This window comes from Stenotrophomonas sp. 05L414_2, from assembly GCF_056397905.1.
In genome coordinates, this window is sequence record NZ_JBFTOJ010000001.1 from 106,901 (window position 1) to 117,310 (window position 10,410).

At 67.9% G+C, this 10,410-nt stretch carries 9 protein-coding genes and 1 riboswitch; of the genes, 6 read left to right on the forward strand and 3 right to left on the reverse strand.

Features of this window, described 5'->3' with window-relative positions:
* Nucleotides 1-81 precede the first annotated feature (81 nt).
* Together AC1DJN_RS00550 and AC1DJN_RS00555 are read left to right on the forward strand one after the other, a co-directional pair.
* On the forward strand, nt 82-1,476 hold the full coding sequence (locus AC1DJN_RS00550; RefSeq protein WP_478038551.1) for a helix-turn-helix domain-containing protein: 1,395 nt from the start codon (nt 82-84) through the stop codon (nt 1,474-1,476).
* A 262-nt stretch (nt 1,477-1,738) separates the two neighbouring features.
* Complete coding sequence (locus tag AC1DJN_RS00555) at nt 1,739-2,692, forward strand: DUF1028 domain-containing protein (RefSeq protein WP_442251479.1); 954 nt, start codon at nt 1,739-1,741, stop codon at nt 2,690-2,692.
* Nucleotides 2,693-2,741: 49 nt separating this feature from the next.
* Here the strand turns inward: AC1DJN_RS00555 and AC1DJN_RS00560 are convergent, their stop codons facing one another.
* Nucleotides 2,742-4,619 carry a patatin-like phospholipase family protein gene (locus AC1DJN_RS00560; protein ID WP_478017903.1) on the reverse strand — a complete coding sequence of 626 codons (1,878 nt, stop codon included), beginning with the start codon at nt 4,617-4,619 and terminating at the stop codon, nt 2,742-2,744.
* 127 nt (nt 4,620-4,746) lie between these two features.
* A riboswitch (cobalamin riboswitch) is annotated at nt 4,747-4,963 on the forward strand.
* 141 nt (nt 4,964-5,104) lie between these two features.
* Between AC1DJN_RS00560 and AC1DJN_RS00565 the strand changes: the two genes are divergently transcribed.
* The 3 genes from AC1DJN_RS00565 to AC1DJN_RS00575 all read left to right on the forward strand — a co-directional run bounded on the left by AC1DJN_RS00565 (nt 5,105) and on the right by AC1DJN_RS00575 (nt 7,328).
* Nucleotides 5,105-5,776: an epoxyqueuosine reductase QueH gene (locus tag AC1DJN_RS00565; protein ID WP_025875757.1), complete on the forward strand. Its 672-nt coding sequence runs from the start codon at nt 5,105-5,107 to the stop codon at nt 5,774-5,776.
* A 57-nt stretch (nt 5,777-5,833) separates the two neighbouring features.
* On the forward strand, nt 5,834-6,460 hold the full coding sequence (gene pncA, locus AC1DJN_RS00570; protein ID WP_032978166.1) for a bifunctional nicotinamidase/pyrazinamidase: 627 nt from the start codon (nt 5,834-5,836) through the stop codon (nt 6,458-6,460).
* 145 nt (nt 6,461-6,605) lie between these two features.
* A complete protein-coding gene (locus AC1DJN_RS00575; RefSeq protein ID WP_478038553.1) occupies nt 6,606-7,328 on the forward strand; it encodes an NYN domain-containing protein in 723 nt (240 codons plus the stop codon).
* On the opposite strand, the gene purU is transcribed toward AC1DJN_RS00575, so the two are convergent.
* Nucleotides 7,321-8,172 (reverse strand): formyltetrahydrofolate deformylase, encoded by an 852-nt coding sequence (purU, locus tag AC1DJN_RS00580; protein ID WP_478038556.1) that lies wholly within the window; start codon nt 8,170-8,172, stop codon nt 7,321-7,323. The genes AC1DJN_RS00575 and purU overlap by 8 nt on opposite strands.
* Before the next feature lie 113 nt (nt 8,173-8,285).
* Here purU and AC1DJN_RS00585 point away from each other — a divergent pair, with 113 nt between their 5' ends.
* Nucleotides 8,286-9,197 carry a LysR family transcriptional regulator gene (locus AC1DJN_RS00585; protein ID WP_025875767.1) on the forward strand — a complete coding sequence of 304 codons (912 nt, stop codon included), beginning with the start codon at nt 8,286-8,288 and terminating at the stop codon, nt 9,195-9,197.
* A gap of 3 nt (nt 9,198-9,200) precedes the next feature.
* On the opposite strand, the gene AC1DJN_RS00590 is transcribed toward AC1DJN_RS00585, so the two are convergent.
* The gene (locus AC1DJN_RS00590) at nt 9,201-10,304 is read right to left on the reverse strand and encodes an NADH:flavin oxidoreductase/NADH oxidase (RefSeq protein WP_442251482.1); all 1,104 of its coding nucleotides are present in this window, start codon (nt 10,302-10,304) and stop codon (nt 9,201-9,203) included.
* Between the last annotated feature and the right edge of the window lie 106 nt (nt 10,305-10,410).

Here is a 10,410-nt window from a genome sequence, read left to right on the forward strand (position 1 = left end):
AATCCACGGGGTGCGAAAGATTCTTGGCATTATTCACAGGCCACGCCTCGATTTCCGGCCTGAATCCGCTTAATCTGGCCAATGCCCGCCACGATTCCTGTTAATCCTGTGAATCATTCAGCCCCCCAGCGCCAGCTCGGCCTGCGTCTGCTGCGCCTGCGCGAGCAGCGCGGCTACAGCCAGGCCGAGCTTGCCCGCGCCCTGGGGCTGTCGGCCAGCTACCTGAACCAGATCGAGCGCAACAAGCGCCCGCTGACGCCTGCGGTGCAGAAGAAGCTGGGCGAGGTGTTGGGCGATGTTTCCACCCTGTTCGACGACGATGAGCCCGCCGCGCTGCAGGAGTCGCTGGGCGAGACGCTGCGCGATCTGGGCCTGGCCGACGTCAGCGCCACCGAACTGCGCGCGCTGGCCGGCAACCTGCCGCAGGTCAGCCGCGCGCTGCTGGACCTGCATCGCCGCCACCTGGCATTGCGCGAGCATGCCGCCGCGCTGGAGTTCCAACTGGGCGAGCCGGGCGCGGGCAGCACGTTGCCGGCCGGCGACCAGGTGCGCGAGTTCTTCAACCGCATGCACAACCACATCCCCGAGCTGGACGAACTGGCCGAGCAGCTGTTCGCCGAATGGGGGCTGGCGCCGGGGCACGTGGCGCCACGGCTGCGCCAGCTGCTGGCCGACCGCCATGGGGTGCTGGTGGAAGTGGCCGCGCTGCAGGCCGGGCGCGAGAAGCGCCAGTACGATGCCGGCAGCCGTACGCTGTGGCTGCCCGACTACCTGGAGCCGGGCCAGCAGGCGTTCCAGATGGCGGTCGAGCTGGCGCTGCGCGGCTACCTGCCGCAGATCGATGCGGTGATCGCGCGCACCGGCTTCACCGACGAGGCCCGCATCGCACAGGCGCGCATCGGCCTGTCCAACTATTTCGCCGGTGCGCTGGTGATGCCATACATGCGTTTCCTGCGCGCGGCCGAGGCCAGCGGTTATGRCATCGAGCTGCTGGCGCATCAGTTCGGTGTGGGATTCGAGGCGGTCTGCCATCGGTTGAGTACGCTGGCACGCCGCAGTGCGCCGGGGCTGCCGTTCTTCTTCATCCGCGTGGACCGCGCCGGCAACGTGTCCAAGCGCCACTCGGCCACCGACTTCCACTTCTCGCAGGTGGGCGGTTCCTGCCCTTTGTGGATCGTCTATGAGGCGTTCAACCAGCCCGGACGCATCCTCACCCAGACCGCGCGCATGCCCGATGGCCGCCGCCATTTCTGGCTGGCACGGCAGGTCAGCAGCGGCCCGGTGGGACACGGCCAGCCACGCAAGACCTTCGCGGTGGCACTGGGGTGTGACCTGCAGCATGCCGATCGGCTGGTGTATTCGCTGGGGCTGGACGTGCAGAGCCCAGGCAATTCGGTGTCGATCGGGCCGGGCTGCCGGGTGTGCCCGCGCGAGGACTGCATGCAGCGCGCGTTTACCCAGTTGCCGGGGCGGTAGGGGGCGGTCCGGCAGGGCTGCGCCCTGCACCTGCGGAGGCAACGTCAACGTCAACGTCAAAAGCTGGCTATACYTGGCATGGCCTGCTGTTGGTGGGTGTCGACCTTGGTCGAAACGGTAGATCCACGCCATGCGTGGAGGCTCTTCGACGAATTGTCGAAATATTCGATTTCGATGGGGATTCATCCGCGCATGGCGTGGATCTACTAAACCTTCCGCGCGTCCGTTGCATCCCAGTTCAACGCCTTCACCGGAGACGACCATGTTCATGCTGCGCCCCTGCCTGGCCTTGCTGCTCGCTGCTGTCGCTGCGCCGGCATGGGCGACCTTTTCCATTGCCGCCTGCAACGAAGCCGGCGACTGCGGGGTGGCTGTCGCCACGCACAATCTCGCCGTCGGCGGTGTCGGCGTGCCGTGGGCGCAGGCGAAGGTCGGCGCGGTCGCCAGCCAGTTCGAAACCAACCCGACCTACGGCTCGAAGGGGCTGGCGCTGCTGGCCGAAGGTCGCACGCCGGCGCAGGTGCTCAAGCAGTTGCTGGACGAGGATGGCGACTTCGATGGCACCACCATCGCCGAGCGCCAGGTCGGGCTGGTCAGTGCGCGAGGCGGCAACGCGCAGTACACCGGCGCGACCGCGCAGCGGGCCGATTGGGCAGGTGCCGTTGGCGAGGGCAAGGTGAGCGTGCAAGGCAACGGACTGGCCGGGCCGGACGTGCTGGCGGCGATGCAACGCGCGTTTACGACCACCCACGGTGCGCTTGCCGCGCGCCTGCTGGCAGCGCTGGAAGCGGGACAAGCGGCGGGTGGACAACGCAGCGGGCAATGGTCGGCGGCATTGCTGGTGCGCACGCCTGGCGGCGACTGGCAGGACACCGACCTGCGCGTGGATGCCGATCCGCGTGCCGTGGCGCGCCTGCGCGAGCTGTACGACATGCGGCTTTCAAATGAAGCGATCATCCGCGCCGAGCAGCAGTGGGAACAGGGCGACGTGGCCGGCGCACATGCGTCGCTGGCCACCTCGCTGGCGCTGGCGCATGGTTGGGACCGGACATGGGCACGCGCGGCGCGGCTGGCGATATCGCACGATGAAACCGCATTGGCCCGCGAATACCTGGCGGGATTGCGCGCGCTCAACCCGGGATGGGTGAAGCAGGAATTGGCCTTGCCGTTGTATGCGCCATTGCGCGGCGATGCGGTGGTCGAGGCGTGGCGATAGCCAACGGTAGCGCCGCGCCATACCCGGCGAGCGCAGCGGCACACCGCGATCAATAGATCGGCGTCACCTTCATCTGTGGCAACGGCCGCGGCGAGCCGTCGGTGAGGTCCGGGCCAAGGTCATCCCAGCTGCGGCCCTGTTCCACCATCARCCCCCACAGCTGCTGCGACGCCAGCCGCTTGTCTTCCGAACCCAGCTTGTACGASGGCGGTGGCGGYGTKCCGGTGGCCACCATCGCATAGGCCGCGCGATAGGCCAGCACCTGCTGCGCCGGATCATCGGTGCGCGATATCTCCAGCGTGTAGCGCTGGTAAGCCGAGGCCAGGTTGCGCCAACGAATCCAGTAATGGTTCTCGAACGAGAACGAACAGAAGCGCGCACCGGCCAGGCTGCCCTTGTCGGCGATGCGGGTCAGCACCTCCTGTGGCATGTCCAGGTTCATGCCACCCTCGTCGCCCTGCAGGCTCACATGCACGATGCGGTCGCGATACCCCGGCGCACGCGCCTGCAGCAGGTCGCGCCAGTTCTGCATGGTGGCCACCACCGCGAACAGGAAGCGGCCCAGCTCACCGGCCGCCAGCGGCGTGGCGATGGACTGGTAATGCCGCTGCCATCCATGCCGGTTTTCGGTGGGAAGGAACACCGCGCGTTCCAGCGCCTCGCGGTTGTCGCTCTCGCGCACCACCGGCTCGGGGCGTTGCGGATAGACCAGGTTGATGGCGAAGGTCGGCCAGCGCGGCAGTGCGGCATCGAACAGGTGGATCGGGAAGTTGCTGCTGATGCCGCCATCGGAGAACCAGCACACCCGGAACGCGGTGATCACCGGACCACAGGCCTGGCCCGCGCTGGTCAGCCCTTCCATGCTGTCGGCCACGTTGTGCCCGGCCTCTCCTGCAGCCGTCGACGTCGGCTCGCAGCGACGTTCGCGACGCGAGGGCTCATGCAGCGGCACCGCGCTGATCAGCAGCGGGAAGCTGAGGCTCATGCGCGTGGCCACCAGTACCGGCAGCGACGCGCCCTGCGGCAGATGGTAGTAGTTGCGGCCTTCAACCTCGCGCGGTGGACCGGCGCGGTCGACCATCCACTGCACCACACTGGCCGGGAACAGCTGCTCGAACTCCTCGCGCAGGAACCAGAACTGCGCCCCACCCAACGGCAGCGTGCGCGGTTCGTTGTGCGATACGCAGGTGGTGATCATCTGCAGGCTGATCGCATGCGGGCTGTCCGGTTCGCCTGCATAGCGCGGCGCGTCGTGCAGATCGGCGAAGGTCAGCGGTGCATCCATCGGCTTGCCTGACAGCTGCTGCAGGCTTTCATGCAGCCATTCAGTCAGCGCCGGCTTGCCTGCACTGCGGCTAAGCCCGCTGCATAGGCCCAGCAGGTTGCGCCGCGCCACCCGGGCCACCCTTAGCGCAGCGGCGGCCACGCCTGCGCCGTAGGCACACAGCAGCGACGGCAGCAGGGTCGCCGCCACGCCGCTCCAGCCACCGCCCCACCAGCCCAGGCCGAGCAGCAGTGCCAGCGACACCAGCACTTCCAGCGGCGCGATCTGGAACACCGCGATGGCCAGGCACAGCAGCTTGCGTGGCCAGCCGGCGTTGCCGGTCAGCACCACCAGCAGCCGATACGCAGCGCGCGCGCCGGCGGCGGGCTGGAACAGGCTGTAGATGAATCCGCGCCGCGACAGCTGCGCCGACACCGCCGACAGGCCGCCATAGCCTGCGTCGCCAGGCAGCTGTTCGCCCCGTTGCTGGTGGCGGTCGCCGTATGCCGCAGCGGCGGCCACGGCAGCGGCGATCGCACCGGCCGAGGTGCCGCCGATGCTCTTGAAACGGTATTCGCGGGCCAGTGCGAGCACCGCGTTGGGATACACGATGCCGCTGGTGATGCCGCCTTTCATGACCAGATCGCAGTACTTCGCCGCCACGAGCCACCTCCCGTCTGTCGGTGCCCAGTATGGCAAGAGGCACTCTCACAGCCTGAGAAACGCGCCACAGCCCTGCGTTTTCATCGGCCCTTGACCATTGCCGCCAACGCGTCCACCGTGGGCACGCCGAAGGTATCCCTGCCGTGGCTTCGATGGCGGCAGGGATTTAAACGGGAATCCGGTGAAGGCGCCTCACGCGCCCATTCCGGAGCTGCCCCGCAGCGGTGAATGGAAACGAATCCTGCCAACAGCACTGGGCTCGCGCCTGGGAAGCGGCAGGTAGTAGGTGGGCCAGCCGGCCCGTGTCCATCAGCCCGAATACCGGCCCCGGCCGGGGGACACGACAGTCCCCTGACTCGACCTGGAATCTCCGCGGGGAGGTTGCCGGGGCCGTCGTCGTCCTGCGCGTGCAGGCGATGTGGCCGCGCGCGTCCTGTTCACGGTTTCCGTCCAGACCCGCTGYCCACGCCCAGATGCACCCGACGATGACCGAGCTCCAACGCCCCACCCTGACCCTTCCCGACAACGGCCAGCGCCTGTTGCTGCACTCGTGCTGTGCGCCATGCTCGGGCGAAGTGATGGAGGCGATCACCGCCTCCGGGATCGACTACGCGATCTTCTTCTACAACCCCAACATCCATCCGGTGAAGGAATACGAACTGCGCAAGCAGGAGAACATCCGCTTCGCCGAACAGCACGGCATCCCCTTCATCGACTGCGACTACGACACCGACAACTGGTTCAGCCGTGCGCGTGGCATGGAGAACGAACCCGAGCGTGGCATCCGCTGCACCATGTGCTTCGACATGCGCTTCGAGCGCACCGCGCTGTACGCGCACGAGCACGGCTACGACACCATCAGCTCCTCGCTGGGCATCTCGCGCTGGAAGAACATGGCGCAGATCAACGACTGTGGTGTGCGCGCCGCCTCGCGCTACGAGGGCCTGCAGTACTGGGACTACAACTGGCGCAAGGGCGGCGGTGCCAGCCGCATGATCGAGATCAGCAAGCGCGAGCAGTTCTACCAGCAGGAGTACTGTGGCTGCGTCTACTCGCTGCGCGATGCCAACCGCCATCGTCGCGAGAACGGCCGCGAGCGCATCAGGATCGGCCTGCTGTATTACGGGCAGGACAACGACACCGCCAGCGGCGATTGACGTGCGCGCGAGGGGCGGCCACGCTGGCCGCCCATCTTCCGTTGTGCTGGACCTGCCATGACCGCCCTGCCCGCTGATGTCGCCCTGCTGGTGATCGACCTGCAGCCGGACTTCATGCCCGGTGGCGCCCTCGCCTGCGAACAGGGCGATGCGCTGGTGGCACCGATCAACGCGCTGCTGGCCGAGCGCCGCTACCGCACCGTGGTGGCCACCCAGGACTGGCACCCGGCCAACCACGCCTCGTTCGCCAGCCAGCACCCGGGCCATCTGCCTTTTGAAGCCATCCTGCTGCATGCACAGCCGCAGACCCTGTGGCCGGACCACTGCGTGCAGGGCAGCACCGGCGCCGCCCTGCACCCCGGCGTGGACTGGACCGTGGCCGACCTGATCCTGCGCAAGGGCAGCCGCCAGCAGGTGGATTCCTACAGTGCCTTCCGCGAGAACCACGGCCCGGACGGCACGCGCCCGGCCACAGGGCTGGCCGGCTGGCTGCACGAACGCGGCATCCGCGAGGTGCACGTGTGCGGGCTGGCCCGCGACTACTGCGTGCTGTGGAGCGCGCAGGACGCGGTGAAGTCGGGTTTCCGGGTGAAATTCCTGTGGGAGCTGACCCGGCCGGTGACCGAGGCCAATGACGGCATGGTGCGCGAGGCCCTGGCGAAGGCGAGGATCGCGATCCTGTAGGCAGCGTGTCGCCTCTGCCGCTTGTGCGCCCGATTCGCCCCCTGCAGAATCAAGACCATCCAGCCCTCCAAGTACGCCCCCCAACAGATCGCGGGACGGCCGAACCGAGGGCTTTTTCATTGGACGAAGCCAGGAGGGCAACGGTATGCCGACGGCAGTTCTCATTGATGGCGGCTATTTCATCAAACGCTTTCGCCGCATCGAGCCCCACAGCGCCTACAACGCTCAACGCGCCGCCGAGGTCGCTCACCGATGGGCCATCGCCCATCTGAAGCATGCAAGTGGCGAGCAACGCGATCTCTATCGCATCTTCTTCTACGATTGCCCGCCGCTGCGCAAGAAGATGCACAACCCGATTTCGGGGCTGTGCATCGACTACTCGCGATCCGACGAAGCACTGTTCAGATCCAGCCTGCACGAGGCGCTGAAGCAGAAGCGGAAGGTCGCCCTGCGTCTTGGCCACCTCACCGACTTCAGTTCGTGGACGACCGGATCGCGAACCTTCGACGACCTGCTCAWGGGCAAGCGGACCTTCGGCGATCTTCAAGCCGATGAGCTGCAGCCCGATGTGCGACAGAAAGGCGTGGACATGCGCATCGGCATCGACATTTCCTCACTCGCCCTCAAGCGCCAGGTCCGCCAGATCATCCTGATGGCCGGCGATGCCGACTTCGTGCCCGCCGCGAAGCTCGCCCGGCGTGAAGGGGTCGATTTCGTATTGGATCCGATGTGGTCATCCATTCCCAAAGGGCTGATGGAACATATCGATGGCGTGCGCTCCACCTGTCCCAGGACAGTCCAGCAGCAGCAGCGGGCGCATCGTGGGCAATTGCCGGGCTCCATCCCGGGCACTGCCCGCGTTACCTGAACACCACCGTGCGGTGCCCGTTGAGCAGGATGCGGTGCTCCACATGCCGGCGTACCGCCCGCGCCAACACCTGCGATTCGGTATCGCTTCCCAGCCGTACCAGCTCGCGCGGGGTCATCGCGTGGTCCACGCGGGCCACGTCCTGTTCGATGATCGGGCCTTCGTCCAGGTCTTCGGTGACGTAGTGCGCGGTGGCGCCGATGATCTTGACCCCGCGCGCGTGCGCCTGGTGGTACGGCTGCGCGCCCTTGAAGCTGGGCAGGAAGCTGTGATGGATGTTGATCGCCCTGCCCGCCAGCGCACGGCACAGCGTGGGTGAGAGAATCTGCATGTAGCGCGCCAGCACCACCAGGTCGATGCGCTCGCGCTCGACCAGATCGATGATCTGCTGTTCCTGCGCCGCGCGCGTGTCGGCGTTCACCGGCAGGTGGTGGAACGGCACCTGGTAGGACGCTGCCAGTGCTGCGAAGTCGGCATGGTTGGAGGCCACCGCAGCGATGTCCACCTTCAACTGGYCGCTGTGGGCACGGAACAGCAGGTCGTTCAGGCAATGGCCCTGCTTGCTGACCAGCACCAGCAGGCGCGGCCGGCGGYGGCCATCATGCAGCTGCCAGTCCATGCCGAAGTCCGCGGCCAGTGCGGCCATCGCCGCGTGCACGGTGTCCAGCGGCAGGCCCGCATCGCGGTCGAAGTGCACGCGCAGGAAGAAGCGACCGCTCTCCTCGTCGCCGAACTGCTGGGCGTCGAGGATGTTGCAGACGTGGTCGAACAACAGGCCCGACACGCGGTAGACGATGCCGGTACGGTMGGGACAGGAGAGAGTGAGGATGGAATCGGGGCGCATCGCCGGAGTGTAGGGCAGCGCCGCTGCGCGGTGAACGATGGTCACCGATGCAACCGACTGCTTGGGACAGACCCAAGCGATACTTGGCCTTCCGCATGGCAAGCTGGTCGGTCATGAACCTGTTGCAGCTCATCCGCAGCTTCACCCGCACCGCAGAGACCGGCAGCATTGCCGCTGCGGCGCGCACCCTTGGCATCAGCGCCACCGCCGTGGGCCAGAACATCAACCGGCTGGAAGCCCACCTGGGCGTGCGGCTGCTGAACCGCAGCACGCGCCAGCTGGCGCTGAGCGAGGCCGGCACGGTGTATCTGGCGCAGGTGCGGCATATCGAAGCCGACCTGGCGCGCGCGCAGGCGATGGTGACCGCCGGCGACGTGGAGCCGGCCGGGCCCCTGCGCATCGCCAGCAGCAGCGCGTTCGGCCGGCACGTGCTGGCACCGCTGCTGCCCTCATTGCAGCAGCGCTACCCGCAGCTGCAGCTGGAGCTGCGCCTGACCGATCGCGCCGTGCAGCACGGTGCCGAGGCGGTGGATGCCAGCATCCGCATCGGCGCGCAGCTGGAGGACGGGCTGGTGGCACGCCCTCTGGCACGCATCCCGTTCGTGTTCTGCGCCTCGCCGGCGTACCTGCAGGCGCACGGCACGCCGCTGCAACCGGCGCAGCTGGCCGCCCATCGCGGCCTGCTGCATCGCTTTCCCACCGATGGCCGGCCACTGCGCTGGGGCCTGCTGAAGGACGGCGAGCGGGTGGATGCCGCGCTGCCGCCGAGCATGGTCTGCGATGACATCGACGCGCTGGCCGAGCTGGCCGCCGCCGGTGCCGGCATCACCCGGCTGGCGGCGTTCGTGGCCGAGCCCTACCTGCGCGATGGTCGCCTGCAGTGCGTGTTCGGTTGCGGCACCGACTGGCAGCCGGAACCGATGGACGTCTACTTCTGCGTGAGCGACCGCCGCGATTTCACCGCCAAGATCCGCGCGCTGTTCGAGCACCTGCAGGCCGGCCTGCCGCCGGCCTGGCAGGTGTAGTGCTCAGCGCGGGCTGAACACGCCGCGTGCGTCGCGCGGTTCGCAGCGCAGGTACTGCGGTGCCGGCACCACGCTGTCGCCCAGTGCAGCAGCGGCATGCCAAGGCCAGCGCGGGTCGTACAGGATGCCGCGGGCCAGCGCGATGGCATCGGCCTGGTTGTGGCGCAGGATCGATTCGGCCTGCTCCGGCTCGGTGATCATGCCCACCGCGATCACCGGCATGCGCACCTTCTTGGCCTTGATCGCCGCCGCGAACGGCACCTGGTAGCCCGGGCCGACACTGATCTTCTGGCGCTCGTGCAGGCCGCCGCTGGACACATGCAGGAAATTGCAGCCGCGCGCGTCCAGCACCTGTGCCAGCGCCTCGCTCTGCACGATGTCCCACCCCCCCTCGACCCAGTCGCTGGCGGAGATGCGCACGCCTACGGCGACCTTGTCCGACACTGCGGCACGCACCGCGTCGAACACTTCCACCAGCATCCGCAGGCGGTTCGGCAGCGAGCCGCCGTAGCCATCGGTGCGGCGGTTGCTCAGCGGCGACAGGAACTGATGCAGCAGATAACCGTGCGCGGCGTGGATCTCGATCAGCTCGAAGCCCAGGCGCTCGGCGCGCACCGCACTGGCGGCGAAAGCGGCAACGACTTCGGCGATACCGGCCTCGTCCAGTTCCTGCGGTGCCGGATCGGCGGCATGGAACGGCAGCGGCGAGGGGGCCACGGTCGCCCAGCCCCGGGCATCATCGGCCGGCAGCTGGCCACCGCCGTCCCAGGGACGATTCACCGACGCCTTGCGGCCCGCATGGCCCAGCTGCACGCCCAGCGGCATCGGCGACCAGCGGCGCACGCTGGCCAGCATCTGCGCCAGGGCCGCTTCGGTGCCGTCATCCCACAGGCCCAGATCGGCCCAGCTGATGCGGCCGCGCGCTTCGACCGCGGTGGCCTCCAGGATCAGCAGGCCCGCGCCGGACTGCGCCAGGTTGCCCAGATGCATGGCGTGCCAGTCGCTGGCGCGGCCGTCTTCGGCGGAGTACTGGCACATCGGCGCGACGACGATGCGGTTGGACAGGGTCAGGGGGCCGAAGGAGATCGGCGAAAACAGCTGGCTCACGGCAGTGGGGGGTGTACCAAAGGGGGTGCGTATTGCACCGCTGTGCGGCCGATAGATCAACCGTGTGGGTGGATCGCTGTTTCGTGGGGGCGCGTTGTGGGTAGCG